Source organism: Pseudovibrio denitrificans JCM 12308 (genome assembly GCF_001310815.1).
Lineage (GTDB): Bacteria > Pseudomonadota > Alphaproteobacteria > Rhizobiales > Stappiaceae > Pseudovibrio > Pseudovibrio denitrificans.
Genome location: NZ_BAZK01000005.1, coordinates 58,958 through 83,560 on the forward strand (window position 1 = coordinate 58,958; position 24,603 = coordinate 83,560).

29 protein-coding genes are annotated in these 24,603 nt (G+C 52.3%); 28 read left to right on the forward strand and 1 reads right to left on the reverse strand.

Annotated elements, in window-relative coordinates:
- The first annotated feature begins 228 nt into the window (after nucleotides 1-228).
- The 27 genes from JCM12308_RS07380 to sctU all read left to right on the forward strand — a co-directional run bounded on the left by JCM12308_RS07380 (nucleotide 229) and on the right by sctU (nucleotide 22,894).
- Nucleotides 229-780, forward strand: coding sequence for a hypothetical protein (locus JCM12308_RS07380; protein WP_008546676.1), 552 nt, complete (start codon nucleotides 229-231; stop codon nucleotides 778-780).
- A 41-nt stretch (nucleotides 781-821) separates the two neighbouring features.
- Complete coding sequence (sctE, locus tag JCM12308_RS07385; protein WP_008546475.1) at nucleotides 822-1,886, forward strand: type III secretion system translocon subunit SseC family protein; 1,065 nt, start codon at nucleotides 822-824, stop codon at nucleotides 1,884-1,886.
- A gap of 143 nt (nucleotides 1,887-2,029) precedes the next feature.
- Nucleotides 2,030-2,884 carry a hypothetical protein gene (locus tag JCM12308_RS07390; RefSeq protein WP_208978351.1) on the forward strand — a complete coding sequence of 285 codons (855 nt, stop codon included), beginning with the start codon at nucleotides 2,030-2,032 and terminating at the stop codon, nucleotides 2,882-2,884.
- Nucleotides 2,885-3,077: 193 nt separating this feature from the next.
- On the forward strand, nucleotides 3,078-3,482 hold the full coding sequence (locus tag JCM12308_RS07395) for a hypothetical protein (protein ID WP_208978352.1): 405 nt from the start codon (nucleotides 3,078-3,080) through the stop codon (nucleotides 3,480-3,482).
- A gap of 54 nt (nucleotides 3,483-3,536) precedes the next feature.
- Nucleotides 3,537-4,004: a tetratricopeptide repeat protein gene (locus JCM12308_RS07400; protein ID WP_014286165.1), complete on the forward strand. Its 468-nt coding sequence runs from the start codon at nucleotides 3,537-3,539 to the stop codon at nucleotides 4,002-4,004.
- A 48-nt stretch (nucleotides 4,005-4,052) separates the two neighbouring features.
- The gene (locus tag JCM12308_RS07405) at nucleotides 4,053-4,637 is read left to right on the forward strand and encodes a hypothetical protein (RefSeq protein ID WP_054783323.1); all 585 of its coding nucleotides are present in this window, start codon (nucleotides 4,053-4,055) and stop codon (nucleotides 4,635-4,637) included.
- Nucleotides 4,634-5,311 carry a hypothetical protein gene (locus JCM12308_RS07410; protein WP_054783324.1) on the forward strand — a complete coding sequence of 226 codons (678 nt, stop codon included), beginning with the start codon at nucleotides 4,634-4,636 and terminating at the stop codon, nucleotides 5,309-5,311. The genes JCM12308_RS07405 and JCM12308_RS07410 overlap by 4 nt, the downstream gene beginning before the upstream one ends.
- A 235-nt stretch (nucleotides 5,312-5,546) precedes the next feature.
- Nucleotides 5,547-6,542, forward strand: a complete 996-nt coding sequence (locus JCM12308_RS07415) for a hypothetical protein (protein WP_054783325.1) — start codon at nucleotides 5,547-5,549, stop codon at nucleotides 6,540-6,542.
- A 124-nt stretch (nucleotides 6,543-6,666) separates the two neighbouring features.
- Complete coding sequence (gene gspD, locus JCM12308_RS07420; RefSeq protein ID WP_054783326.1) at nucleotides 6,667-8,916, forward strand: type II secretion system secretin GspD; 2,250 nt, start codon at nucleotides 6,667-6,669, stop codon at nucleotides 8,914-8,916.
- Between the two features lie 242 nt (nucleotides 8,917-9,158).
- Nucleotides 9,159-9,617, forward strand: a complete 459-nt coding sequence (locus JCM12308_RS07425) for a type III secretion system chaperone (RefSeq protein ID WP_054783327.1) — start codon at nucleotides 9,159-9,161, stop codon at nucleotides 9,615-9,617.
- Between the two features lie 113 nt (nucleotides 9,618-9,730).
- A complete protein-coding gene (locus JCM12308_RS29305) occupies nucleotides 9,731-10,150 on the forward strand; it encodes a hypothetical protein (protein ID WP_208978353.1) in 420 nt (139 codons plus the stop codon).
- A gap of 11 nt (nucleotides 10,151-10,161) precedes the next feature.
- Nucleotides 10,162-10,899 (forward strand): hypothetical protein, encoded by a 738-nt coding sequence (locus JCM12308_RS29310; protein ID WP_208978354.1) that lies wholly within the window; start codon nucleotides 10,162-10,164, stop codon nucleotides 10,897-10,899.
- Between the two features lie 25 nt (nucleotides 10,900-10,924).
- On the forward strand, nucleotides 10,925-11,659 hold the full coding sequence (locus JCM12308_RS07435) for a hypothetical protein (protein ID WP_054783328.1): 735 nt from the start codon (nucleotides 10,925-10,927) through the stop codon (nucleotides 11,657-11,659).
- Between the two features lie 248 nt (nucleotides 11,660-11,907).
- Nucleotides 11,908-13,002 (forward strand): hypothetical protein, encoded by a 1,095-nt coding sequence (locus JCM12308_RS07440; protein WP_054783329.1) that lies wholly within the window; start codon nucleotides 11,908-11,910, stop codon nucleotides 13,000-13,002.
- A 103-nt stretch (nucleotides 13,003-13,105) separates the two neighbouring features.
- On the forward strand, nucleotides 13,106-13,510 hold the full coding sequence (locus tag JCM12308_RS07445; RefSeq protein ID WP_054783330.1) for a hypothetical protein: 405 nt from the start codon (nucleotides 13,106-13,108) through the stop codon (nucleotides 13,508-13,510).
- Between the two features lie 51 nt (nucleotides 13,511-13,561).
- Nucleotides 13,562-14,050, forward strand: coding sequence for an EscF/YscF/HrpA family type III secretion system needle major subunit (locus JCM12308_RS07450; protein WP_054783331.1), 489 nt, complete (start codon nucleotides 13,562-13,564; stop codon nucleotides 14,048-14,050).
- 38 nt (nucleotides 14,051-14,088) lie between these two features.
- Nucleotides 14,089-14,901, forward strand: a complete 813-nt coding sequence (sctJ, locus tag JCM12308_RS07455; RefSeq protein WP_164845279.1) for a type III secretion system inner membrane ring lipoprotein SctJ — start codon at nucleotides 14,089-14,091, stop codon at nucleotides 14,899-14,901.
- A 6-nt stretch (nucleotides 14,902-14,907) separates the two neighbouring features.
- Nucleotides 14,908-15,633, forward strand: a complete 726-nt coding sequence (locus JCM12308_RS07460) for a hypothetical protein (RefSeq protein ID WP_208978355.1) — start codon at nucleotides 14,908-14,910, stop codon at nucleotides 15,631-15,633.
- Complete coding sequence (sctL, locus tag JCM12308_RS07465; RefSeq protein ID WP_054783333.1) at nucleotides 15,612-16,259, forward strand: type III secretion system stator protein SctL; 648 nt, start codon at nucleotides 15,612-15,614, stop codon at nucleotides 16,257-16,259. The genes JCM12308_RS07460 and sctL overlap by 22 nt, the downstream gene beginning before the upstream one ends.
- Entirely contained in the window at nucleotides 16,259-17,635 is a 1,377-nt protein-coding gene (gene sctN / locus JCM12308_RS07470) for a type III secretion system ATPase SctN (protein WP_054783334.1), read from the forward strand. Before sctL ends, sctN begins: the two co-directional genes overlap by 1 nt.
- Entirely contained in the window at nucleotides 17,632-18,111 is a 480-nt protein-coding gene (sctO, locus tag JCM12308_RS07475; RefSeq protein ID WP_054783335.1) for a type III secretion system stalk subunit SctO, read from the forward strand. Before sctN ends, sctO begins: the two co-directional genes overlap by 4 nt.
- Nucleotides 18,108-18,857, forward strand: a complete 750-nt coding sequence (locus tag JCM12308_RS07480) for a hypothetical protein (protein ID WP_054783336.1) — start codon at nucleotides 18,108-18,110, stop codon at nucleotides 18,855-18,857. Before sctO ends, JCM12308_RS07480 begins: the two co-directional genes overlap by 4 nt.
- The gene (locus tag JCM12308_RS07485) at nucleotides 18,854-19,906 is read left to right on the forward strand and encodes a FliM/FliN family flagellar motor switch protein (RefSeq protein ID WP_054783337.1); all 1,053 of its coding nucleotides are present in this window, start codon (nucleotides 18,854-18,856) and stop codon (nucleotides 19,904-19,906) included. Before JCM12308_RS07480 ends, JCM12308_RS07485 begins: the two co-directional genes overlap by 4 nt.
- A gap of 71 nt (nucleotides 19,907-19,977) precedes the next feature.
- Nucleotides 19,978-20,622, forward strand: coding sequence for a type III secretion system export apparatus subunit SctR (gene sctR / locus JCM12308_RS07490; RefSeq protein WP_041768662.1), 645 nt, complete (start codon nucleotides 19,978-19,980; stop codon nucleotides 20,620-20,622).
- Nucleotides 20,623-20,646: 24 nt separating this feature from the next.
- Nucleotides 20,647-20,916, forward strand: a complete 270-nt coding sequence (sctS, locus tag JCM12308_RS07495) for a type III secretion system export apparatus subunit SctS (RefSeq protein WP_008546860.1) — start codon at nucleotides 20,647-20,649, stop codon at nucleotides 20,914-20,916.
- A 5-nt stretch (nucleotides 20,917-20,921) separates the two neighbouring features.
- Nucleotides 20,922-21,764 (forward strand): type III secretion system export apparatus subunit SctT, encoded by an 843-nt coding sequence (gene sctT / locus JCM12308_RS07500; RefSeq protein WP_008547110.1) that lies wholly within the window; start codon nucleotides 20,922-20,924, stop codon nucleotides 21,762-21,764.
- Nucleotides 21,761-22,894 carry a type III secretion system export apparatus subunit SctU gene (gene sctU, locus JCM12308_RS07505; RefSeq protein WP_008547285.1) on the forward strand — a complete coding sequence of 378 codons (1,134 nt, stop codon included), beginning with the start codon at nucleotides 21,761-21,763 and terminating at the stop codon, nucleotides 22,892-22,894. Before sctT ends, sctU begins: the two co-directional genes overlap by 4 nt.
- Nucleotides 22,895-22,910: 16 nt before the next feature.
- On the opposite strand, the gene JCM12308_RS28255 is transcribed toward sctU, so the two are convergent.
- On the reverse strand, nucleotides 22,911-23,099 hold the full coding sequence (locus JCM12308_RS28255) for a hypothetical protein (RefSeq protein WP_164845278.1): 189 nt from the start codon (nucleotides 23,097-23,099) through the stop codon (nucleotides 22,911-22,913).
- Nucleotides 23,100-23,103: 4 nt separating this feature from the next.
- Between JCM12308_RS28255 and JCM12308_RS07510 the strand changes: the two genes are divergently transcribed.
- Nucleotides 23,104-23,952 (forward strand): alpha/beta hydrolase family protein, encoded by an 849-nt coding sequence (locus JCM12308_RS07510; RefSeq protein ID WP_208608981.1) that lies wholly within the window; start codon nucleotides 23,104-23,106, stop codon nucleotides 23,950-23,952.
- The last annotated feature ends 651 nt before the right edge of the window (nucleotides 23,953-24,603 follow it).

Below are 24,603 nucleotides of genomic sequence, written 5' to 3' on the forward strand. Positions count from 1 at the left end.
GGTTGAGATCAAGGAGAGGGCAGAGTTCCTCTCTTTTTGATTGAAATGCGCTGCTTTGATCTGTGGTTCGGCAGTGTGTTGTCTTCGCTCACATATTCGTGACGCATAAAAAATCACTGCACAATGTGTATTGCCTATTCTTGTGTTCTGTTTGGCACAGAACACCTTCTGATTGCGCTCTATTGTTTTCTTAAATGCTGAATTAGTCAGAGATAAAGAAAGAGCGCCATGTCACTTCTGGATATGCCAAAACAATCACCGGAACTCTTTGTCGAAACGATTAAAGAGATCGCTGAGCCGCTCATCGAGCATGTTGATTCACTGGGCTTCAAAGACGAGCAATTTTACCAGTTGCTGAAGCAGGGTGTTTCCATCTCTGAGATGCTTGATCTCTCCAAAGAGGAGCTGGGTGCTGTTTATGAAATGGCGCGCCGCAATATCTCCGTCGGACAGGTCGAGAAGGCGAAGTCGCTGTTCATTATGCTGGTGCAGATCGCGCCGATGGAAGAGCAGTACACCTATGGCCTTGCAATGACCTATCAGATTCAGGGTGATGTGCGCATGGCTGTGAAGCTCTATCTGCACTTCATCAGCATGGATGCGACGAACCCTCAGGGTTACCTGCGTCTTGGTGAGTGCCTGATGGCTGCGAAAGAGTATCAGGAAGCGGGTGATGCTTTTGAGGCTGCGCTGCGCATGTTTGATGATCCTGTCAAAAATTACGATGACAAAAAGTATGCGCAAACCATGATGAAGAGCGCGCGCCAGAAGCTGGTCTGACATTAGCTTTTATCCCAATAATTTAAGTATGGAGAATAGATATGGAGCTTCCTAAAGGTCTGGGCCTGGGTCTGAACAGCAATAGTCTGGGCGATATTTTTGATACGACCTCTGAGATGACTGGCAAGGCTGGTGATGTAAAAGGTGCGGGTAAAGTTGGTCCGGGTGCGCTGGCGTCTGTTGGTGGTACGCCAATGATTGCGACCATTGCGTTTGCGCAGCACATTACGCGTCTTTCAAACAGCCTCACTCAGGTTGGTTCTGACACACCTCTGACGACTTCCAGCTTCCAGGATATTGAAGTGCTTGTTGCGTCCGTTCTGGACAAGATGCAGGGCACTCAGGAAGCGGTTGAGAAGAACAAGGTGAACCTCACTCAGGCGAAGCAGAAAGGTGCTTTGCAGGATAAGGCGATCAAGCTCGAAGAATCTATCCGTAAGCAGGAAGAAGCTGAGAAGAAGCAGAAGGGTCTCAGCATCTGGCAGAAGATTTCTCTGGCGTTCCAGTGGATTGCTGCGGCAATCTCCATCGTGGCGGGTAGTATTCTGGCGGTTATTCCAGGGCTTCAGGTTGTCGGGGCGTTTATGATTGCTGCCGGGGTGGTGCAGCTTGCCATGGCCATTGATGCCACGGTGCAAGCGGCCACGGGACGAAGTATCGCCGGGCACATAGCTGCCGCCGCCGGAGCTGATGAAGATACCATCATGAAGGTGGACATTGCGATGAAGGTGGTTGGTGCCGTTGTTGGTATCGTTATGGCTGCTGCGTCCTTCTTTATTCCTGGTGCTCAGGCAGGCAGTGTTGGTGCGATGATCCAGGCGATCTCTTCCATCACGTCCGCGATCATTCAGATCGGTAGTAGTGCTGGTTCCATCGCTGCTGGTGCGGTTTCTTACACCGCAAGTCAGGATGCTGCGCAGGCGAAAGAACTGCAGGCAGATGCTGCAGACCTTGACGCATTCATCCAGTTGCTCAGTCAGATTATTGACCAGTTGCTGGCAATTCTGACGAAGGCTGGTGAGCAGTTTGCAGATGCGCTGGATGGAACAGTGAGCTCCATGAATGAGCGTGCTGACACGCTGAGCAGAACCAAGTTTGCAGGTTAAAAGGAGGTATTTATGAACGCAACTGTAGGTACTAATTACAATCGTGACTATCTGCCGCCTAGTTTCTTTCAGGACGCAAGCTTGCCGTTTCTGAAGAGCGTGCAACTAAGTTCCAGCAGAGCGTAGAAGCCCGTCTGGCAACTTTGCCACCAGAGCATCATGGTACTTTCCTGTCTCTCGTCTCCTTGCCGCAGTTTGCAGCAAGTGCAGATTTTGATCAGGCGACCACTGATGAAGTTCTGGGACGCCTGGAAGCTGCAACTGTTGCGATCGGCTCTCTGGATAAGATCGACAGCACTGGTAACCTGTCCCGCCTGATTGCGCAGGCGCTGTTCAAGTCAGCCATCAACCAGCGCAACAATGAGCTGGAATCTCGCCTGATTGCGCGTGAAACCGTGAAGACGCAGATGCACGCACAGGCTGGCAAAAGCCGTGATGCAGCTGAAGAGACCCGCACGGGTGCGATCATCAGTCTTGTTGTGACTGTTGTTTCTTCCGCTGTTTCCATCGTGATGTCTGCTGTTGCGATTGGTAGTGCTGCTAAAGGTCTGGGTGCTGCAAAGAACTCAGCTAATGCGAACTCGCAGGCAGCGAAGATGGATGCCAAAGCTGCAGATGTTGCGCCAGGTAAAGGCGGCAAGCTGGGTGACTTCTACTCTCAGCGTGCAGGTGACTTCCGCTCTCAGGCAAAAGGCTTTGATGCTGTTGCAAGTGCATCTGGTTCCCGTGCTCAGTCCATCGCCACAATTGGTGGCGTAGCGAACACTCTGGGTAACACGACTTCGCAGGCTGCGAGTGCGTTTACTCAGGCGAATGCAAAAGAAGATGAAGCGATTTCTCAAGAACTGGCTGCTGCGGCAGAAGAGGTTCGTAAGGAGAATGATCAGGCTGAATCCATCCAGAAAGCTCTGGACGATATCATCCGCGCGATCATTCAGTTCCTGAAAGAATCCCGGGAAATCGAAAACGAACGGGCGGCTGCGATTACTCGCGGTTAAGCCGAAAAAGCAGGTGTGCGTTTATTACCCTCAACGCACACCTGTTTTTCTGCGTTTGCTGATTGGCTGCTGATCTTGCGCATCTCAGAGAGGATTTCTCGTGTTCGCCATAAACTACTCAGGGTGCTTGGAAAAGCTCTGGCGAAAGCTGGGGTTGGGAGCTCCAATATTCTCCGAGCAGAACACCGCTTCAATGAATGTTGACGGGGTTCAACTTGTGTTTTCAGACGCGCTTGATGGTGGGGGTATAGATGTCACCACTGTGATTGGTGTGCTGAGTGAAACGGTTGGAACGCGAAACAGGCAGATCGAAGAGATCCTGCATCTTAATCTGGCTTGTCTCTCTCAATTCCGGTGTCTGGCAAACCTTCGTAAGACGAGCGAAGGCGCAGAGGAACTGGTGCTTTCTGTGAGCTGTCGTGGTTACACGGATTTGGACAAGCTGACAGCGCTGGTGGAAGAGTTGTTGTCGGTTGTGAGTCTTTATCAGCCGCTGGTTTCAGCAGATGCAGATGGGTATGCCAGCAATCCATTGTTGGGCGCGGGGCAGACGACGCTCTCTGATGAGCTGGATGGCGCTATGGTGTTTCACCTTTAAGCTCGCCGATATCCTTCAAAACAAACTAATTTTAGAGCCGCAAAGAGGCACGTTATGACTGAGCTTGTTCCAGAACTGGGCAAATCTCCAGAAGAAGACATTAAGGCAATTGCAAAGGGCGCGATTGGTCGGAGTTTGGGGCTGACAAAAGACGATATCAATCCGGGGCTGGTGATGGCCAAGGGATTGATGGATACAGGCCGGACAGAGAAGGCTCTTGAGATCTATACCGGACTGGTGTTGCTTGAGCCGATCAACGTTGATGTTCAGCTTGGTCTGGCAAACTGCGCGGTGCAGCTGCAGCAGTACACGCTGGCAGTTCAGGCAGCCTCTGCTGCTATGGTGCTCGATCCGACCAATCCGCGTCCATACTACTTCTCCGGTGTTGCCTGTCTTGCTCTCGGCCATATCACCGAGGCGAAAGAAGATCTGGAAGATACGCTGAAGTACGCTTTGGAACGTAAGGATGCTGAGATCCATCAGGCGGCTCAAAAGCTGCTGTCTGGTTTGAACAACGCCTAGCGTTTTTGCGCTGATACTTTCATAAAAACCTGAGGCCGGGGACAAACGATGTCACAAGCACCTGCTACACAAAATGCTCCGGCTTCTGACGAGCTGCCATCCGATGTTGAGATTGATCTTGATGCTGTCTTTCAGGGGCTTGGCGGCGGCGATGTGAGTGCACGTGCGGTGCTCGATGCGCTACGTTCAGGGCAGGGGCTTTCGGCCGTTCTCAATGCGGACGGTAAACTGGAGAAGGTGCTTTACCAGTTTGCGTATCAAGCCTTGCATTTGCAGCAGAAGGCTTCTGCTGAAGAGCAGTTCAAAGTGCTTTGCTTGCTCAACCCTAAGAATGCTGAGTACTGGCTGGGACTGGCTTTAAGCCATGCGAGTTGGCCACTGGGTGGTGATGAGGTTGAGACCTCGCTTCGTCAGGCAAAGCAGGTTGATGAGGCCAACCCCGCTGTTGCGCTTCGGTTGGCCGAGCATTGGTTGTGGTCCCGCAAGCTAGATGAGGCGACCTCCGAGTTGGTGCGCTTCTATAAGCTGATGAAGACGCGGCCACTGCCTAGCCTGATCGACTATTCCAAGCGCCTTGCCTACGCGCTGGAGGCGCAAAAGAAAGCTGCGGTGCGCGACAGCGATGCGTCATGATCGCAACCTCCGGATATCTACATCTGCCCTATGAGCTGGGTGAGGATGAGAACGGGATTGTTGAACTGACGGCTCCTGCGCAGGCAGAGAAGTACTCCAAGATTTCTGGCGATATCGGGATCCTGTATCGGGATCTGTCATTTACTGCGGGCTTGCTGAAATCTGCGCGCAGGATTGAGGCTGTGAAGCCGCGCGGTTCGGGCAGTATGTCGGTTGAGCGGCAGTTGGCGCTGCAATATGGCACTGAGCTGGCGCGCACCAGAGTGCTGCCTAAAGATCATAGTTTTGAGTATTCACAGCGGGCCGTCCAGACGGTCAATCGATTGCGGGATGCTGAACACCTTTATCTGAAATACAGCGCGCAGTTTGATTTATCCCGTTGGTTTGCCTACGAAAAACCGAGCCTGACATTTTCGGATGAGACGCGGGTTGGCTTGGAGGCGTTTTCGGTTGGGTCTTCCTCTCCGACTGACCTTCATGAACTGATTGCCAAGATTGAGAACAGGTATCACCTGTTGCAACGTCTATACACGCAATTGCCAAGGCTGAGTGAGCACAAGCGGCGACCTGGTTATGCCTATGCTTTCATGTTGCTCACGGATGGTGTTTTGTCAGCTCTGAGAGCGGCGCTTGCGAAGCAGGATGCGACCACTGGAGATGATGGACCGGTTTGACCTGATCATCTAAGGGGAAGTTGTTCCTTTGATCTGTTGTCGATCTTATTCTTTGTTTTGCATCAGTTGGATGCTGTAGGTGTTGTACGTTCAGCACACACATGACAGTAACGATTATTTCACTCCGTAATTACCCCAATAATGTCCATTAGAGGGCAGGCTCTGTGTTTTAAGGCACAACATGACCGCTGGGTTATCTGCGACATATAGGTGGAGATAATTCAAGGAGTCTGACATGACTGCAGTATCGTCGATTGGTTCTACACCTGTATCCAACGCATTAGATGGCAATATCCAGCTTGATCGTCCGGCGGCGGCCAAGAGTGTTGAAGCTATTCCGTCTGCCAGTCAGCTCCTTTCAGTTGGCGTTTCAGCAGCGTTTGGTTTGCAGCCACCGCCAGACACAGCAAACCTTGAGGTGCTTGTTGGTCAGGTTGTTGCACGCTTTGAAGAAATTCAGACTTCGTTGAAAGAGCAAAACCTGATTGGGCAATCTGAAAAGGTTCGCTCTGCGCGTACTGAACTGCTGCAATCACTGGCGCTGCAGGAAGACATTGCTGCTGATATCGAGGCGCTGGACCTGCAGCAGCAGGAACAGGAAGGCCAGTTGTCTGATCTGCAAACCAGCCTTGCCTCCAAACAGGATGAGTTGGCGAACCTGCCAGCGACTGTGCCGAGTGATCCTGATGATCCAGACAGCGAGCTTATTAAGGATCCGAAAGAGGTTGCGCGTCTGAATGGTGAGATTGCGCAGATCAACACATCCATCGGTGAAGTGGAAACAGCGATTGCTGACACCGTTGCGCAGCTTGACGTGAAGCTGGAAGATCTCAGCGAGAGTGATGCTGTGCAGTCCTTGCTGCGCACTGCGCTTGAGGAGATGGCTGGTGCACCAAAGACTGGCGAGATGGATGAGAGTGGTCAATCTACTCTGGAAGGCGTTTTGACGGATGCAGCGACCAAGCTCAATGCAGCCAAGCCTGAGTTTGATCAGCGCCACACCATCATTGAAGAGCTGCGCAAAGAAGTGCGTGAGCTGGCTGATGAGCGCGTGAAAGACGAGAAGGCACTCATGACGCTTCTTGAAGCGGAATATGCGCTGCGTCTGGTCGGCTTTGTATCCAACTCCATCTCCAAGTCACTTTCTGTGGCAGAGCAGTCGGTAGGTGGGCAGGACACAACAGATACCACCGGAAGGGTTCAGCTGCTGTTGGATAACGGCCGCGTCTAACTTAATCGAAAAAAGTTCGGGCAGCACATGTGCGATTGCCCCGGGTTCGTTTAGCCCCGGGGTTCGTGTTGGGCGCTTGTGCTGAACGCATAGGTTTGAAATGATTGGTGCTAAACTAAGTTCAATGCTGCGCAAGACAGCAGGCGTATTTTCAATTTCCGTGATCCTGCTGGGCTGTACAACGACCCAGCCAGCTGATCAGGAATGGGAAGACACAGCTCCGCCAGCGGGGCTTACAGAACAGCTGCAATATTTCTTCTCAGAAGATAACCAGCGTGATGTTCATCTTGCCCTTTCAGGCCAACCGCGACTGGCATCTCACTCACGCGGCACTCTGGGTCGTTCGATCAACACCCGTTGGGTGAACAGTGAAAATGCGGCGCAGGGCAGACCGGGCACGGCGTTCTTCTTTAACGATGAAGAAGCCAAGGTTCTGCTGGCTGATGCTCGTCTTAACAGTGCCAACCGCCAGGAAATCCGAGTTGCTCAGGCCAGTGATGCCAAGGCAACCTCTGATGTGGTGCGCCTGAACTTCCGTGGTGAATCGCTGGAGTATTTCATTCAGCAGACGCTGGGTGGCATTCTTCAGGTCAACTACGTGATAGATGAGCCTCTGGAAGGCACTGTTACTTTCCAGACAGAAAATCCTATCGCCAAAGACCAGATGTTGTCTTTGGTCCGCGTTCTGCTTGGGCGTAATGGTTACATCCTGAAGTTGATCGACCAGATCTTCCATATTGGTCGTCCTGAGACCATTCAGGCGATTGAGCAGTTTTCCGGTGTTGGTTCTGCTGGTGATCTGAAGCTGCGCATTTTGCCTGTCCGTTCTGCATCCTCTGATGATGCGGCGAAGGTTTTGCAGGCTATTCTGCCAGCTGGTGCCTCTGCTGTTGCTGTGGAAGGGTCCAACAAGATCGCTATTCGCGCTCGTCCGGAAGATATCGGAGCGGCTGAGGAGCTGGTGAACAGCCTTTACAATCGCGACAATGACAAGACGATCGTTTCCGTATTGCGTCTGCAGCAGAGCTCTGCGAGCCAGGTGGCGAAGCAGATTACCACTCTGTTCCAGCAGCTTTATCCTAATCAGCTGAACTCACCGCTGACGATCATTCCGCTGGAAACGCAGCAGTCATTGCTCGTCGCGGTGCAGAGCCGTGAGATGTTGCAGCGCGTGCGACGGATTACGAAAGAGGTCGACTACAACCTGCTGGATACTCCGAAGGTTCGTATCATCACTCTGAAGTACCTGCCTGCAAATGAGATTGCGACACAGCTGACGCAGATCCTTGAAGGTGAGGGCGGTAGTGGTGTTGCAGCGCCACCAGTTGAGCAGCGTCAGCAGGCTTCTCGTGGGAATGGTTCTTCTGCACGCAAGTTCCCGGTTTCTGCAAATGGCGAGTTTGTCGGGCCAGCAGAGGATTCCATCAGCAACCGTTTCAGCAATGCAAACAAGCTGTTTGATGGTCTGACTGATGCTCCGAGCTCCCGTGTTGCAGTAGGCAGTAAAGTTGGCATCGTGGCCGACAGCCGTAACAATGCATTGCTGGTGAATTCAACCTATAAAGAGTTCAAGCATATCCGGGATGTGGTGCAGGCGCTTGATCTGCCGCTGTCTCAGGTGGTGATTGAAGCGACTATTGCGGAAGTGAACATCAACGATAACCTGTCCTACGGTGTGCAGTGGTATCTGGCCAAAGGCAACTTTGCAGGTGGCATTGGTGCTGTGGCCGATGGTGCGTCTCGTCCGACAAAGGCGGCTGGTGGCGCACTTTCTCTGAACACTGTTGGTGTTGATGTGGTGTTGAAGGCTCTGCAGAACATTACGAAGGTTAAGGTGATTTCTTCTCCTTACCTGACCGTTCTGGATGGTCGTAAGGCGCGTCTTGTGATTGGTGATCAGGTACCGTTTGCGTCCCGCAGTCAGTCTTCCAGCAATGATGGCAATGTGACTGTGACCAACGAAGTGGACGTGAAAGACACTGGTATTGTTTTGCAGGTTGAGCCGAACATTCGTTCCAACAACTCCGTTCTGCTACAGATCCAGCAGGAGGTGAGTAACGTAGTGCAGAACAAGACCGAAGAAGGGTCTCTGACACCAACGATTGCGACGCGTACCATCAACTCGGATATCGTTGTTGAATCTGGCCGTACCATTTTGCTGGGTGGCCTCATTCAGGAGCGTAAAGAGAATGGTGAGTCTGGTGTGCCGATCCTGCGCAAGATCCCTGTGTTTGGTGAGTTGTTCAAAGAGAACACCACAAACGACACACGGCGGACGGAACTGCTGGTGATGATCACACCGCGTGTTGTTCGCAAGCAGTCTGAGCTGCAGAACATTACGCAGAAACTGCGCCGCGAGCTTTCAGCTTTCTAAGGTTAGCAACAGCTGCAACACCTATCCCCCGGAGTGCTTCTGCGTTCTGGGGGATTTCTTTTTTAAGTTGCAGACAGGTGAGGGAAATTCATTTTCCGGCGCTTGTAAGTGCTTCCATAACCGGCGGAAAAATAAATGCTAATTGCGATTGTATCTTATTCAAACTGTATCGTTTGACACTTTAGGTTGCTCCGCTTTCTGGCAATGTCATGGCTAAGAAAGTAAGGAAGCGGAGTCCCATCATGCTCGAGAAATTGCTCAGTGATGCATGTCAGATATTAGGTGTTGAGCCAAAAGAAGATGAACAGGATCAATCTATTCGTATTGTTGATCTGGATGCTTTTTCTCTGAAATTCAAACTCGTACCGGACAGTGATCGCATCTGCGTTTCTGCCTGTCTGTGTGAGCTGACGCCGGTTCAACGAGACCGTATTCTTGAGCTTGTTCTCGTCTATAACACTCAAAGCTTTCAGTCCGGCGGGATGCGTCTGGTTCTCATCGAAAATGATGCTCTTGTGATGCACAACGATCTGCGTGCTGTAGCCTGGGATGCTGAAAAGCTGGCCAAGTTTGTGCTGGCGTTTGCTGATGTCTCCGCCGGTTGGCTGAAGATCGTGCGTGAGATGGGTGCTCAGGCTGAAGCCTCATCTGATGACCTGACGCAGGATACATTTGAACCTGCCACACTGATCAGCCTTTAAGCGTGTCGGCCCATCCCCATCGGGCCGCAATTTCCTTTTTAAAACATAAGGCAACGCCATTCATCTGATGCCGAGGAGGGTCAGAGGCGATTGCCTGTACCGGGCGGGCCACCATGACAGAAATTCTCTTTTCTCAAAATGATCGTTACACCAACGTTATTGCGCGTCTTGAAGCTGCGATTTCCGGCAAATCGGTTCAGGATGCGCGGGTGAGCCTGACCAAGAGCGCCAGCAAAAATGGTGAGGTGCTCTACAAGGCGACTGTGTCTCAGGACAATAAAGATGGCTTGAGTGAAAAGGTGCTTGGCCTTTGTCGTGCGGTGACGCGGCACACTCGCTTTTTGCAGAACAAGGCAGAAAGGCCTGAGCAGAAGGTCTCCAACTGGAATGTGTTCTATCAGTTGCTCCGGAATGAAGCGGCGCAGAGCTTTATGAGCATGCACGCGAGCAGCGGCAGGATCGATTTGAGGAGGCTATCAGTTATATTTCTCAGTTTGTCTATGAGGAAGAAAAGAGCGATCCAAGAGGTCTGAAGTTTTCTTCTTTGAGGAACCTGAGTTCTTACCTCAAAGGCCAGAGCTCTGTTGTGTCCTTGCCGCCTTCAATCAAAGAGGAGCCGAAGGCAACCGTTGGTGTTTCCAGTGCGTTGTTGATGTCATCTCTGGGTTTTCAGCTCGCCGGGGACCAGATGCGGTATGTCAGCGATGACAATTTCCGCTTTGCGTATGCCGGCGTGGGTAAGCGGGATCTGGATGATTATCTGGATACACGTCCTTCGCTGGACGACACTGTGCAACCAACTGGCGATCAGGGCCATGGTGAAGAGGTTCATCCGATGGATGGAACTCAACCTGAAATACCGCATGAAGAGCAGCCGACTTATGAGGCTGTCTTTAACAGCATGAATGAAGCTGCTGCATCTGAACTCTCCCTTCAGCAATCCCGTGACCTTCTTGATGAGAAAGGCGAGGTCGAGACGGGTGGTCCTGATGAGGATGAGGCTGTGCGGGATAAAGCCTATAGCCGCGATAAGCTGAAAACCAAAGCTGCCAAGATCACTCCACTTGGAGAGGAGAGTGATCCTGCAAGCGAAGGTGGGATGGAAGTGCAGGTTGAGGATCCGTTTGCTGGTGCTGAAGAGGATGCTCTGGAGCGTCAGAGCGAGGAAGAAAAACGTGCTGAGCGCCGGGTAAAAGTGCACGCTTTTGACCGGGCATATCAAAGCAAAAATGCGCATGCGGTTCGCACTGTGAGCAGCTCACAAACCGCACCTACTCAATAATAAAAAACAACTGGAATGATGCTTTATGATTGACCTTGTTCTTCCATCAAGGCCAACACTGGACGACCTGCTAAGTGGACTTCTCAGCAGTGAGTTGAATCTGAAAATCAAGAAGTCCGATCTGCTTATCCCACCGCTGAAGAAGGCACGTGCCCGCAGTGAGGATGAGCTTGTCTTTCAAACCAAGCTGGTGAAGCCACGTGCTTTCAGCTGGTTTACTCCGCTTTGGAAGCTTGGGCTTAAAGGCGCATTCGTGACCCGCAAAATTGAAGCGCTTGAGCAGCAAAAGCTTGATCTGGAAGATGCTGGTAGCTGGTTCGATTTTGTGGTTTTGATTGAAAACCAGATCAAAGCGCATGACTGTGACGTTGTGGAGTACAGGGAGCTGATCCTCAAAGAGCTGTTTGGTGAAGGAGATCCATCAGATGTGCCTTTGAGTTTTGGTGAACTGACGCGCATCAATGACATTGTCAAAGATGTGCTGCCTCCTGCGCCGGTCTTTTCCATTGCCACGAAGATGTTTGATGTTGCGGAAGAGACGATCGAGTTAGGGCTCATTTATCTGGCCCGGACCAGTGGCTGTGTTCAAGACGAGACTGCGGAAGAGGTTCTGGCAGAGATCATGCTCAAAGCGTTCGGGTCGGCAGATCGAGCGAGTATCTCGGCTTCCAATGATCAGATGCGAAGCTTCAAAGAGCAAATGAAAGCCTGGGATGAGTTGGAGATGCGGGCGATTGCTCGTCAGATGGCGGTTGCTTAGATCTTGAGCGGAAATCATGCTGTGTCAGCAAGGCCGGTTCTGAACGGACCGGCCTTTGTGCTGTTTGATACCTGACCTTAAGTCATTGAGATCACGAAGAATAACCAATTCGTGTTTTGCCGCTTTTTTTGAAAGAATTTCCTCTGCCTGTAACCAACGGCACTCACCTCATCGCCTTAAGCGTGCATTCTAAACTCAAGAGATATCAAATCACTAGCCGTTTGAGGCTAAAGGAATGCGAGGCAATCATGACCGGAGTTAGCTTTTCCAGCACAGATCACTTGTCAGCTGTTTTGGATCGTATCGATCATCAAGCCAACAAAGATTTTGTTAAAGATAATGCGCAGGTTCGTATTGGAGGTCAAAGGACCGAAGGCGGCGAAACGATTTATCAGGCAGATACAAAGGATGGAAACAGTAAGGTTTCCAAAGCATCTGTCGCGAAACTGACAGGCGGTAAGCTGTTTGGCAATGCGTTGCAAACTCACGATAAGAAGCTGAACAACTGGCCTGTGTTTACCCAGCTGGCGAAGAATGAAATTTCGGCGGGCTTACAACAGGGTGGCGTTCAAAACCATCAGGCAAAGACTGATGAGGTTCTTAGTGCTGCGTTTGAGCGTATTCAGAAAAATCCGACATTTCATGACAATGACGTGCGTTTTGGTGCGCTGAAGGAGCTTGGCACCACAATCAATGAGCTGGTGAATGAAGCTTTGTCTGACGCTGCCTACGAAGAGGTGTCTATCAACCCAACAGGTGGCCGCTTCATTGATAGGGACGGTGCAGTGGTTCTGCCGAACTCTATTTACGGCTTGGCATATTCAGAGCTGCCGGGCGGCAAAGAGGGGGCGCCTGTTCGTTCTGAAGGTGGGCAGAGTACGCCAGAACTTGGTGAGCAACTGTACGCAGAAGTTAACAAGCGCGGCGGCGATACAGAAGGTGCTCCGATCCTTCGGCATTACACGCCAAATCAGCAACGTGCTGCAGAAGCAAATGAGCGTAAGGAAGCTGCGCGGGTGCTGGCTGATATTGATCGCCAGGTCATTGAGAATGAGAACCCTTACAGCAGATTGGACCATAACAATGGGCAGTTGTCTGAGCCGGGGAGCTTCCTGCTTGATCCAACCTACGCGAGGTTGGAGACCGGTGGCACTGTGAACAATGAACCTCTCTACGCAAATTCAGAGACAGAGAGTGCTGTAGAGAACAGCGGCGATTATCCTGATGTGCTTCTTGGTGATGATCAGCCGATTTATGGGAACATCTCGAGGGATGGAACACCTTTAGGGGAAACTCCTCCGCCAGTGCCGGCTCACAAGGGCGCGCGTTGGGAAAATCGTTAGGTTCGAGTGGGGAGACCTGCTTGATCGACTGAGAACAAGAATTCGTATGCGGCTTGCTTAATGATTGGAGCAAGTCGCATGCAGGCTTTGGAATGAGGGTGGAATGAACGTAGAAGATTTTGATAGTGAAACCGTCAAGATGCTTGCAGAGCTGGGCTTTATCGCTGTCTCCTATGGTCTTGCCGAGCATGCTGACTCCATCTTCAAGGCGTTTCAGGTGATGCGCCCTGATCAGGAGGCTGGTCCCTTGGGGCGTAGTCTTGCTGCGATGACGCGTGGCAATGTTGATGAGGCGCTTGCTTGCCTTGAAAATGCGCCGCCAACTGACACGATCCAGACCTATCGCGGTCTTGCGCTGTTGCGGAAGGGCGAGATTGATACGGCCTGTGAGATCCTGAGTGAAGTTTGCGAGATGGCTGCGGGCACGCCGTGTGCGGAGATCGCGGCTCAGGCGCTTTCCTCCAGGGATGAGCTTGCCAATCCTGTCAGTGCGATGATGGTCCGCTAATAGGCGTTGACCTCAGGCGAAACGAGTTTCAGCAAATAGTGAGGAGCATTCATGACAACATTTTTGGACAGTTCACTCACCTCTCAGCTGCAGCAGGCGCTGCAGGGTGGAGCAGGATCGACTGGCGCTGCAGCAGCGGGCGACGTGACGGGTCTTGAAGATCAGTTTCAGACAGCGCTGAGTGCTGCTGGTGGTGTGCAAGCGCCAGTTTCCGGCCAGATCGTCAATGGCAACGTGGTGATTGGTGGTGTGGATCAGGTGAACGCCGCGCAAAATGTGGCTGCGGTTCAAGCGCCTACTCAGGTTGCTTCCGTCAATCCAACAGACAGCAACTTCCTCATTGACGGCCTTGCCAAGGTGAGGGGTGTTTTTGCTGAGACCAGTGACAGCATCAATGCGATTTCTGAAGGTGGGCAGCTCAGCCAGTTCGATAAGCTGATCAACATGCAGATTGAAGTGGCGAACTATTCTTTGCTGGTTGATGTGAGCTCGAAAATTGCGGGCAAAACCACGCAAGGTATGGACGCTTTGATGCGTTGATTAAGACTGCGCATTCAATAGGTATAGTGAAAGTCTAAATGAATATTCGGCGTTTTATTACAATTGTAGGCATGGTGATTGGTTTGGCCGCCTGCAACACGGATCTGTACACCAACCTGTCCGAACAGGAAGCAAACACCATGCTGAGCCTGCTTTTGGAAAATGGTGTGTCTGCTCAGAAAGTTGGTCTGGGTGACGGGCTCGTGACCCTGCAGGTGGATGACGACGATATTCAGCGTGCGGTCACAATCCTGAATGCAAACGGGCTGCCGAAGCGTGCGCGTGATACGCTGGGTCAGGTCTTCCAGAAGTCTGGCATTATTTCCTCCCCATTTGAGGAGCGCATTCGCTTTATTTATGCGTTGAGCGAGGAAGTTTCTGAGACCATCACCGAGATTGACGGTATCGTTTCTGCACGCGTTCACATCGTTTTGCCGGAAAAAGCAGATCTGGGTGAAGAAGTGAAGCCGTCTTCTGCTGCGATCTTCATCAAGCATCGTCCTGAGTTTGATATCGAGTTTCTGATCCCGCAGATCAAGCGACTGGTCAGCAATGCGATTGAGGGCGTTGAATACGCCAATGTCTCGGTTGCGCTTGTGCCAGCTCGTGAGTTGAAGCCTGTTTCTCAGCGTACTGCACAGGAGTATGAAGCTGTGCTTCCTGGACTGCGTATCGCCCGTGATGATGCCGGTGTCTTCTGGCAGATCCTTGGCGGCGTTGGTGTTGTGCTGCTGCTGCTGATTGCTGGCGTTGGCTTCCTGCTGTTCAAGCAGTTCAGCTCTGGCACTAAAAAAGCAAGGGTGGAGAAGACGACGAGCTTCTGCCTGAAGAACTTGCTTAGTGCAGGATAGGGCATGATGACGGGCACTCCACATCACTCTGCAGTCTGGCCTTTGCAGGCCAGACTTGCTGCATCTTTGCTGAACCCTCTTGCCTTTGCGCATGATGACCATCTGGCTGCAGCCGGATTGGAGCTTGGCGTGTTGCGCGGTCTTTCCGGGCATGATGATTTCCGCCGTCCCTTAAACACCCATGTATCGCGTTTGCTTGGGCTCAATGGCCTTGCTGTTGATGCTGCTGCAACTGACAAACTTACTGGTTCTGATCAGGCGCGATTGGCGTTGATGCTGTGCAGTCTGGGTGCTGAGGATTTTGGCGGTGTGTTGCGCATAATCGCGATTGCACGCGTTCATGACATGATCGGGCGTCTTGTGCTCAAGAGCCATTGCCAACGGATGGAAGCGCTGTTCGGCGAGGATGTGTTTGATATCGCCATCCGTGATGTGGCGTTTTTCTTTGGCACTCTTGGATATTCAGCTGAAGAAGATGATGCATTTGATCAGCTATGTGGCGGCAGCGATGAAGAGGCTTTGCAGGCTCTCACTTTGATTGGTGCTGAAGGTATTCTGGCTTTTGTAAGTGCGGTTGATGAGAAGCTTGAACCGTTGGTGCACCTACGTTTTTCCAATGAACTTAACGAGAAACTCAGCGCTCGCTTGCAGGTGATGCGAGCAGAGCAGCAAGAGCATTTTGTCCAGTATTTGCGTCGGAGATTGCCACAATGGCGAGCATTTATAGACTGAAAGAGCTGGGCGCTCAGCTGACGCCAGGCACTCACATCATCAAGGAAGCTGAGTTTGCTTCTGTTGAAACGGCTGATCAGATCATCGCGACAGCGCAGCGCAGGGCAGAGGAAATTCTGCAGGATGCGACGCGTGTTTATGAAGAGCAGAAAAAGCAGGGATATGAAGACGGCGTTCGCAAGGCGCAGTCGGAGGCGTGTGAGCGTATTATAGCGGAGCAAGCTTTGCTGGATACGCGCCTGCGAGAGGTGGAACATGATGTTGTCACCGTGACCATTACACTGCTGCGCCGTTTGCTGGATGAGTTTGATGATGCAGAGCGTGTGCGCTTGATGGCGCGCAGCATGCTGAAGTCCTTGCGCGCTGAAAAGCGTGTTCGCTTACATGTGGCACCGGAAATGTACGTCAAAGCAACGGCGATGACTCGCGCGATCACCGATGGTTTCAAGCAGATTGAGTTTCTTGAGATCGTTGAGGATGGCGAGCTGCAAGGTGCGCATATCGTGCTGGATGCACCTGTTGGCCGTGTGGATGGCAACCTGCAGGTTCGGCTGGAAGAGATTGAAGAGATCCTGCGCAGAACATCATCTGGTCAAGCGTCCACCAATAAGCTTGCGGAGGGATAATGGCCTCCATCATTGAACCCGCTGAGCATGTTGAAGAGCGCAGCAAGCAGATCGGATCCCGGTTGCCGGGGCTTGGTCGTGCATTGGTCAAAGCGTCAACTGATGTGGAGCCCTATCCGCTAACAGGCCGGGTGCGCAAAGTGGTGGGCACGCTCATCCACGCGGTCGTGCCCAAGGTGGAAATTGGTGAGATTGCAGAGCTTTATACCCGCTCAACCGGTCGCAGGCTCATGGCCGAAGTGGTTGGGTTTCATGATGATGAAGCACTGCTGTCCCCAATTGGTGAGCTTTATGGTGTCGGGCCTGATACCGAGGTACGTCCAACCGGGCACGTACAAACCGTTGCTGTAGGCGAAGGGCTGCTGGGCCGTGTGCTGGACGGCATGGGCAACTTCATTGACGGAGTTGATCAGGAGTTTATGCCTGAGACCCATTACCCGGTCAATCAGGATCCGCCAGATCCTATGCAGCGTCAGATCATCGACAAACCTTTGCCAATGGGTGTGCGGGCCATCGACGGTATGCTCACCACTGGTGAAGGTCAGCGTATGGGCATCTTTGCGTCGGCTGGTGGCGGTAAGTCCACGCTGATGGCGATGCTGGTGAAAGGCGCAGCAGTCGATGTGACCGTGCTGGCGTTGATTGGTGAGCGTGGCCGTGAGGTGCGCGAGTTCATTGAGCATGATCTTGGACCTGAGGGCATGAAGAAGTCTGTTGTTGTGGTTGCGACGTCAGACAAGAGTTCTTTGGAGCGGTCTAAAGCTGCGTTTGTTGCGACTTCGATTGCAGAATACTTCCGCGATCAGGGCAAGCGTGTGTTGCTGCTTATGGACTCCGTGACCCGTTTTGCCCGTGCTCAACGTGAGATCGGTCTTGCTGTTGGCGAGCCGCCAACCCGTCGCGGTTTCCCGCCCTCTGTGTTTGCCACGCTGCCGCGCCTGATGGAGCGGGCTGGTATGAATGATAAGGGCTCAATTACTGCGTTCTATACGGTGCTCATGGAAGGCGATGATATGAATGAGCCAGTTTCTGATGAAACGCGATCCATTCTGGATGGGCATATCGTGCTGTCGCGCAAGCTGGCCGCAGCCAACCATTATCCGGCCATCGATATTCTGAACTCCAAAAGCCGTGTGATGACGGCAGTCACTTCCCCTGAACATCGTGAGATGTCCGGCAAAGTGAACTCCTTGCTGGCAAAGTATGAGGAAGTTGAGCTGCTGGTGCAGATTGGTGAGTATCAGAAAGGCGCGGATACAGAGGCTGATCTGGCGATTGCCAAGAACAAACCGATCAAGGAGTTCTTGCAGCAGCGCACGGATGAGTTTGACGGGTTTGATGTTGCCCTTGGCAAGCTGAAGAGCACAGTTGCGTGATCAACCAGATAAAAAAGCTACATTTGGTCAAGACACTTAAGGAGCAAAAGGCTCAGCGTGAACTGAATGCTGAGCTGGAAAAGGTCCGGCGTGCCAAGGAGCAGCTGGAACAGAAGCGCAAGACGGCTGCGGACGAACGCGCCGCTCTGCCTGCCAAGCAAGACGCGCTTTATGAGGAAATCATCAAGAAGGTCATCTCAACCGATGATCTCGATAAAGTGAAAGAGCAGGCGCAGATCCTTGAAAACGCGGTGAAAAAGCTGGAGGACGCAGCGGAACGCGCGGCCTATGTTTATGATCGCGCACTTAAAAATGCGGAGGCCGCCCGCCTTGAGTATCAAAAAGCACTTCGCATCAAAGATAAGTATGGAAAGGTTGCGGATGATCTTCGGAGTGAAGCCAATGCCTTAATGGAGGCTGCGGAGGAGCAGGAGATCGAGGAGCAGTTTTCCGGGCGAAGGCAAGTGGAAGTATGAAGGTTTCTCAGGGTTCGCAGCCTCTTGAGCAGCAGCAAAATCTTGAAAATATCCGTGGCAAGCAGCCGCGAGAACACGGCAAAATGTCCGGCAAGCAGCAGGGTAACAGGTTCTCTGACGGGCTTAACCGTCATGATGTCAGCCTGTTTCAGGAACAGCTGCGTACTGCCGAGGGCAAATCCGTTCCAGTTCTCGCCAAAGATGCTTTACAGGATGAGGGCGAAGGATCGCAGCAAGGGCAGACTGACCCGCTGGACCTGAGCCATGCGCGATTGCTGGCTGCTTCTGATCCCGCTGAAGCCCGCACAATTTCCGTCTCCAACCCTTCTGAGCTGTTCAGCTCCGTGCGCCAGACCTCAACAGAAGCGCGCGTTGATAAGGCGATGACGGCGATTGCGAACCAGATTGAGCAGGCCATGCGGGCGGAAGCCATGGCGGATAAGAGCGATGGGCGCGTTTTGAGCCTTTCTCTTGATGCCAACCGCTTTGGTCTTGCTGGGTTGAAGGTGATGTCTACGCAAGGTGGGCTTGCCGTTGTGCTGGAACGCGTCACCGGTGACCGGATTGCTGGTGAGGTTCAGGCGGCCGCGCAGGGTCTTATGAGCACGTTGCAGCAGCGTTTTCCTGACCGGAAAATCCGTATTCTTGATCGACTGGAACAGCAGGAGATTGAAAGCGTTGATGCCGGTTCTTCTTCCATGATGGGACTTTCCTCAATCTTTGCGGGGAACAGCACCACGTCATGAATGCATTGAATTATCAAACTAAAACAGATCCGCTCGACTATTGGAACGCCGCGCTCAGCTATGCGGAGCAGGACATTACGATTGAGAGCACGCACACGCTGAACTTTCAGGTGTGCGATGCGCCTTCGTCCTTCGCGCAAGGCTGCATGCTGCGTGGGGATACCGGCGCAACTGCTGTGCTCGTGCTGGAAGATTTTCCGTTTGAAGCTCAGCTGAGTGTGCCGTTGGCTTATGCGGATGTTCTGGAGCTGGATGCAGGGCTACGTGATGCACTGATTGAGGGCATTGTTGTCAACCTACGTAATGAACTGCCAGCGGACTTCACCAAGGTTCAGGCTGAGCTGCCGTTCCAATCAGTTTCTACGCTGCTTTCCGTTGGTGAGCTGGAGCAGCTGAGCTGGTTCTCAGTTCGGTATGGCGAGATTGGTGGGCCTGCGGTTCTGGCGAAAGTTGGTGTGAGGCCGGATGCGCTTTCCAGTCTGCTAGGTGGTTTGCCGCTGACAGCTCAGCCTGCGTGGCGTGCTGTTCGTGAGCAACTGAACACCTCCATCAGCCTGACCCTTTGCGAAGCGGCTTTGCCGAGTGCGGATGTTGCCAATCTGCGCAGCGGAGATCTTGTCGTTCTGGATGCGCCCGCGCTTGGGCAACGCATCACTGTGGACGGGCCGCTCAGCCGTCATCACCTGGTGTTGGTGGAGCAGGGATGGGGCTGCGAACGAATTGAAAGTGTAAATGGTATGAGTGAGTTAGCCGAACAGGTGAATGCAGAGCAAACTGCTGAAGCAGGCGCGGAAGAGATTGGTTCCATTGATCTTTCTCAGATGGGTGTGCCGGTGCGTTTTGAGGTGGATGAGCGTGAGATTTCCATTGCTGAGCTTGAGAGCTGGGCGGCTGGAACGTTGGTGAACATTGATGTGCCTGCGCTCAATGAAGAGACACCTGTTTATGTGCGTGCTGCGGGCAAGCGGATTGCCAAGGGGCATCTGGTGCAGATTGATGAGCGCGTTGCGCTGCGCATTTCCAAAACTGATCGGGGCGCAGGCCTTTAAGCTTCTTTAGGTCACGCCAAAGCCAACGAAAACCAGAGGCGCCTTGAAGGTGCCCAACCAGAGATTTGCTGATGACGTCTGATCCATTCACGCTCATATTGGCACTTGTGGTCGTGGCCCTTGTCCCGTTTCTGGCCATTGTTGCCACGTCCTTTATCAAGCTGTCGGTGGTCTTGCTGCTGGTGCGTAACGCGCTGGGTGTGCAGCAAATTCCGCCGAATATGGCGTTGAATGCTCTGGCGATTATTCTGTCTGGCTACATCATGCTGCCAGTCTTCCTCCAGACCTTTGAGATTTTGGAGAAGGGGAACTACTCCATCGCCACGGTGGAGGATATGAAGACGACGTTTGTCGCCGCCAAAGGGCCGCTGGAAGAGTTTTTGGCCAAGCATGCGGATAGTAAGGAAAAGGCGTTCTTTCTGGAAGCTTCCCGCCAACTGTGGCCTGCGGAGGTTGCTGACAGCATGAGTGCTGACAGCATTGCGATCCTGCTGCCGGCTTACACGGTTTCTCAGCTTCGGGAGGCCTTTGAGATTGGCTTCCTGCTTTATCTGCCGTTCCTGGCGATTGACCTTGTGGTCTCCAACATCCTGCTCGCCATGGGCATGATGATGGTGTCGCCGCTGACCATTTCGCTGCCGTTCAAGCTGTTCCTGTTTGTGGCGGTTGATGGGTGGTCGCGCCTGATCCTTGGTCTGATCAAGACCTACGTTTAACCGGAAATGTGAGAGGAGTAGCCTATGTCACCAGAAGACGCCGTCTACCGCATTTCCGAGGCCATGATCCTTGTGATGATGCTGTCTCTGCCGCCGATCATTGTGGCTTCGCTGGTTGGTCTTGCGGTGTCCTTGCTGCAGGCTCTGACACAGATGCAGGAACAGACGATCCAGTTTGGTGTGAAGCTGATTGCCGTGGCGCTGACGCTGTTCATGATGTCCAGCTTTCTTGGGTCGGAGACCATCGGTTTCACGCAGGCTTTGTTTGACGACTTCCCGACACTGGTCAGGTAACGCCGATGAACCTGATTGCGGAGATCACCTCACTCCATCGTGACGCCTTTCTGGTGTTGTTGCTGACGTTTCCGCGCATTTTCGCGGTGTTTGCGACATCCCAGCTGTTTAACGCCACGCTCATGTCGCGTATGGCGCGCAACGTGGTTGTCATGGTGATTGCGATCCCGCTTTACCCTTATAACCTGCAGTATGTGGACGGATTTTCGCCCACCGGATCGATGTTTATCGTCTACTTCTTCAAGGAGTATGCCATCGGGTTCCTGATTGGCTATACAATCTCCTGTCTGCTGTGGGCTGTGCAGTCTGCCGGTACGTTGATTGACAACCAGCGCGGTGCAGCCGTTGCGTCCAGTATTGATCCGATGCTGGGCAATGAAAGCTCGCCGATCGGGGATTTGTTCTCCCGTGCGTTTATTCTCTACCTCTTCCTGACACCGGGCTTCTTCTTCATTCTGACGCTGGTCTACAACTCCTACATGATCTTTCCGGTCACCGAGTTTGTGCCTGTGCTGCCGGAAGAATTTCCTGAGTTGATCCTGTCCATCTTCGATAATGCCATGCGTCTGATGTTCATCATGGCAGCGCCGCTGGTTATTCTGATGTTCCTCTCAGAGTTTGCACTGGCGATTATCAGTCGGTTTGATCCGCAAATTCAGGTGTTCATTCTGGCGATGCCGATCAAGAGTGGCGTGGCTGTCATTCTGCTTACCTTCTATCTCTCTTTCCTGCTGCCGGAAGCGGCGGAGCATCAGATTGAGCTGAAGTTGTTTACGGATGAGATGTTCGGGATCTTTGAGAAGGGGCAGGAGATCTATCAGGATCAGAAGCTGGAGGTCGGTCCATGAGTGGGCAGAGTTCCGGCGAAAAGACCGAACTCCCCACCCCCAAACGAGAACGTGAATCTCGTGAGAAAGGGCAGGTGGCTAAGAGTACCGAAGTAACGACGACGATCTCGTTGTTTTCAGTGATTGCTTATCTCTGGTTCTCCTGGGATCTGAACTTTTCCAAGCTTGTCGGGTTGATGGATGATCTTGCCGATCTGGCAACACGGCGTGACTTCTCTTCTTCAGCCGGGGAAGGGGTGTTTGGTGTCTTCTCCACTTTTATGGATATTGTCCTGCCGTTGATCGGTGTTGCGATTGCTGCCGGTATTTTCGGAAACTTTGTACAGTTTGGCTTCCTGTGGGCTGTCGACAGCATCATGCCCAAGCTAAGCAAGATCAGTCCGGCAGAGGGCTTCAAGCGTATCTTCTCGCTCAAGCAAGTGGTACAGGTTCTTAAGTCGATCCTGAAAATCGTTCTGCTCAGCACCATGCTGTACTTCACCGTGAAGTATGCCATTGGCGCTTACATCAACTCTCTCTCCTGCGGTATTCCCTGCATCACGAACATCAGTGGTGCGATCATGAAACTGATCCTTGGGATTTCGTTTCTGGCATTTGTGGGCGTGGCCATCCTTGACTTCATGTTCCAGAAGCATACGCACATCAAGAGCCTGAAGATGACCAAGGAAGAGGTGAAGCGGGAACATAAAGAGTCTGAGGGCAGCCCTGAAATTAAAGGGCAGCGGAAGCGGATTTCTCAGGAAATCCTGATGAGCGATAACCTTGAGAACACCCGCAAAGCCAGTGCGGTGGTTGTGAACCCGACCCACTATGCGGTTGCGATCTCCTATCGCCCGGATGAAGTTGCTGTGCCGCTGGTTGTTGCCAAGGGGCTTGATCTGACCGCGCTTAAAATGCGTGCGGAAGCAGAGGCCGCTGGTGTGCCGATCTTTGCCAATGTGAAACTTGCCCGCATGCTGCATGCAGAAGTGCAGATTGAAGAACTTATTCCGCAGGATATGTTTGCTGCGGTTGCGGAGATCCTTGTCTGGATCGATCAGAACAAAGACATCCTTTACAACGGACCGCTTGAACGCGGTGTGATCGATCTTGAGCATGAGAAAAAGACTGGCGAAGACAAGCCGAACTAAGCTCCTGTTATCTTTCTCAAAAGGCTAAGGCTCCTATGCTCTGAGGAGTTGTGCTGGCTGCATCTCTCAAAAAACACAACTTGCCGTCACTAAGGAATCGTGCTTCATTTGCAGTTGATTTGTAATTCAATTGTATTTCAAATGAGGTTGCTGTGTTTTCAATATTTAAAAAACGATGTTGGCTGGCGTGTGCTTTAGCAATCATCGGTGTGTCTTTGGCCTTTCCGGCATTAGGAGAGGCTGCTGAGTTTAAGACTGGTGCGATTGGTGAACCACTCGGTGAACTCAACATGCAGGTTTGGCGTGCGCCGGTTGAGTTGGAAGATGGCAGTGGGACAATCACGCTGGAGGCAACTGTTTTTAAGCCGGATGGAGAGGGGGCGTTTCCTTTGGCGGTCTTCAACCACGGTATGGCGGCGGATGCGCCAACTGATGGTGCTTATGACTTTCGGCCTGATGCTGCAATCCGGTGGTTTTTGGCACGGGGGTATGCTGTTGCCGTGGTCATTCGCCGAGGATATGGGCGTTCTGAAGGCGTGCGTTCTGTTGTGAAGGGAGATAACTCATCTTATGCGCTTGAGCTTTTTGAAGAGACTATTCACGATATCAAGAGCGCTGTTAGTTATTTCCGGAAGCAACAGTTTGTTGCAAATGATAAAGTTGTTCTTGTTGGGCTTTCTGCGGGAGGTAATGGCGTTCTTGGTGTTGCCAGTAAAGCCCCTGAAGGTGTTCTTGGAGTCGTCACGTTCGCTCCCGGAGCTGGAGCAATCAACCGTGATGAACTAGGCAATACAGATCGGGTTAAGCGTGATTTCAGAGCGTACGGCTCTACCGTAAAAGTGCCTGTTCTCTGGATTTATGCAGATAATGATGAGTTATTTAGCCCCAAATTAGCTCAGTTCTATTTTGAAGCTTTTACATCAGAGAGTGATGCAGAGCAGGAGCTTGTTATTTTGCCACTAGATGGTGAAAAAGGTCATGGCGTGTTTCTTTGGGATAACGGACCTGAGATTTGGGGCCATGTTGTGGAGCCATTCCTTAAGCGCGTGATGCCTTGAGCGGAAAAGTTATTCCCCTTAGGTCTGCCAGCCCCATACTTAACTTATGTCCACGTAAACGGGCAGCTGGCGGACCGACCGTCAGTGCGGCGTGGGCTGGGCGGGGCTACCGGGTGAAGTAACGCATCATCTGGCGGGTTCGTTGAAACACCCCTTGAAAGTCTTTAGTGCAGGGACCAAGCGGAAGCTGGTCACCCGATGGGCGTCTACACTGGCAGCTGCAGCTGTCACGGACAGGTCAAACTGTTCCAGATAGCAACTGCTCAGAGGGGGAGGTTCTGATCAAAGCCTTGTGCTTTGTGAGGGCTGATCCTGATGGGTAGGCACCTGCTCCCAATGCCTTTCGGTGGAGATCTTGTTTCATACAAAAACGCCCGGGCGAGGCGAGCAGCCAATGCCGAAGAAACTAACTTATTTACAATGCGCAGGCACTGCCTGCTCGCCTTGCTCTCCCCGTTTTTCGGGATCTTAGCTTCCCCACTGCATGACAGGTCATGCGGTGCTTTTGGTGCTTGTTGCAGGGCTGTTGCAGAGAAAGTTACTTGAGGAAGGTGGTGTCAGAACAAGACGACATTTTCCCGACATGTGAAGATTTCTGAGGAATAGGTGGAACCCGATTACCCGAAGTTGGGGCTTCTGATTTTGGTTATT

Excerpts from the sequence above, each read along its gene's own strand:
- JCM12308_RS07450 (WP_054783331.1), top strand. The coding sequence starts at position 13,562 with ATGACAACATTTTTGGACAGTTCACTCACCTCTCAGCTGCAGCAGGCG.
- JCM12308_RS07395 (WP_208978352.1), top strand. The coding sequence starts at position 3,078 with ATGAATGTTGACGGGGTTCAACTTGTGTTTTCAGACGCGCTTGATGGT.
- sctL (WP_054783333.1), top strand. The coding sequence starts at position 15,612 with ATGGCGAGCATTTATAGACTGAAAGAGCTGGGCGCTCAGCTGACGCCA.
- sctJ (WP_164845279.1), top strand. The coding sequence starts at position 14,089 with ATGAATATTCGGCGTTTTATTACAATTGTAGGCATGGTGATTGGTTTG.
- sctS (WP_008546860.1), top strand. The coding sequence starts at position 20,647 with ATGTCACCAGAAGACGCCGTCTACCGCATTTCCGAGGCCATGATCCTT.
- JCM12308_RS07400 (WP_014286165.1), top strand. The coding sequence starts at position 3,537 with ATGACTGAGCTTGTTCCAGAACTGGGCAAATCTCCAGAAGAAGACATT.
- gspD (WP_054783326.1), top strand. The coding sequence starts at position 6,667 with ATGCTGCGCAAGACAGCAGGCGTATTTTCAATTTCCGTGATCCTGCTG.
- JCM12308_RS07410 (WP_054783324.1), top strand. The coding sequence starts at position 4,634 with ATGATCGCAACCTCCGGATATCTACATCTGCCCTATGAGCTGGGTGAG.
- sctN (WP_054783334.1), top strand. The coding sequence starts at position 16,259 with ATGGCCTCCATCATTGAACCCGCTGAGCATGTTGAAGAGCGCAGCAAG.
- JCM12308_RS07440 (WP_054783329.1), top strand. The coding sequence starts at position 11,908 with ATGACCGGAGTTAGCTTTTCCAGCACAGATCACTTGTCAGCTGTTTTG.
- JCM12308_RS28255 (WP_164845278.1), bottom strand. The coding sequence starts at position 23,099 with ATGATTGCTAAAGCACACGCCAGCCAACATCGTTTTTTAAATATTGAA.
- sctU (WP_008547285.1), top strand. The coding sequence starts at position 21,761 with ATGAGTGGGCAGAGTTCCGGCGAAAAGACCGAACTCCCCACCCCCAAA.
- JCM12308_RS07485 (WP_054783337.1), top strand. The coding sequence starts at position 18,854 with ATGAATGCATTGAATTATCAAACTAAAACAGATCCGCTCGACTATTGG.
- JCM12308_RS07445 (WP_054783330.1), top strand. The coding sequence starts at position 13,106 with ATGAACGTAGAAGATTTTGATAGTGAAACCGTCAAGATGCTTGCAGAG.
- sctE (WP_008546475.1), top strand. The coding sequence starts at position 822 with ATGGAGCTTCCTAAAGGTCTGGGCCTGGGTCTGAACAGCAATAGTCTG.
- JCM12308_RS07425 (WP_054783327.1), top strand. The coding sequence starts at position 9,159 with ATGCTCGAGAAATTGCTCAGTGATGCATGTCAGATATTAGGTGTTGAG.
- JCM12308_RS07415 (WP_054783325.1), top strand. The coding sequence starts at position 5,547 with ATGACTGCAGTATCGTCGATTGGTTCTACACCTGTATCCAACGCATTA.
- JCM12308_RS07405 (WP_054783323.1), top strand. The coding sequence starts at position 4,053 with ATGTCACAAGCACCTGCTACACAAAATGCTCCGGCTTCTGACGAGCTG.
- JCM12308_RS07480 (WP_054783336.1), top strand. The coding sequence starts at position 18,108 with ATGAAGGTTTCTCAGGGTTCGCAGCCTCTTGAGCAGCAGCAAAATCTT.
- sctR (WP_041768662.1), top strand. The coding sequence starts at position 19,978 with ATGACGTCTGATCCATTCACGCTCATATTGGCACTTGTGGTCGTGGCC.
- sctT (WP_008547110.1), top strand. The coding sequence starts at position 20,922 with ATGAACCTGATTGCGGAGATCACCTCACTCCATCGTGACGCCTTTCTG.
- JCM12308_RS29305 (WP_208978353.1), top strand. The coding sequence starts at position 9,731 with ATGACAGAAATTCTCTTTTCTCAAAATGATCGTTACACCAACGTTATT.
- JCM12308_RS07460 (WP_208978355.1), top strand. The coding sequence starts at position 14,908 with ATGACGGGCACTCCACATCACTCTGCAGTCTGGCCTTTGCAGGCCAGA.
- JCM12308_RS07380 (WP_008546676.1), top strand. The coding sequence starts at position 229 with ATGTCACTTCTGGATATGCCAAAACAATCACCGGAACTCTTTGTCGAA.
- JCM12308_RS07435 (WP_054783328.1), top strand. The coding sequence starts at position 10,925 with ATGATTGACCTTGTTCTTCCATCAAGGCCAACACTGGACGACCTGCTA.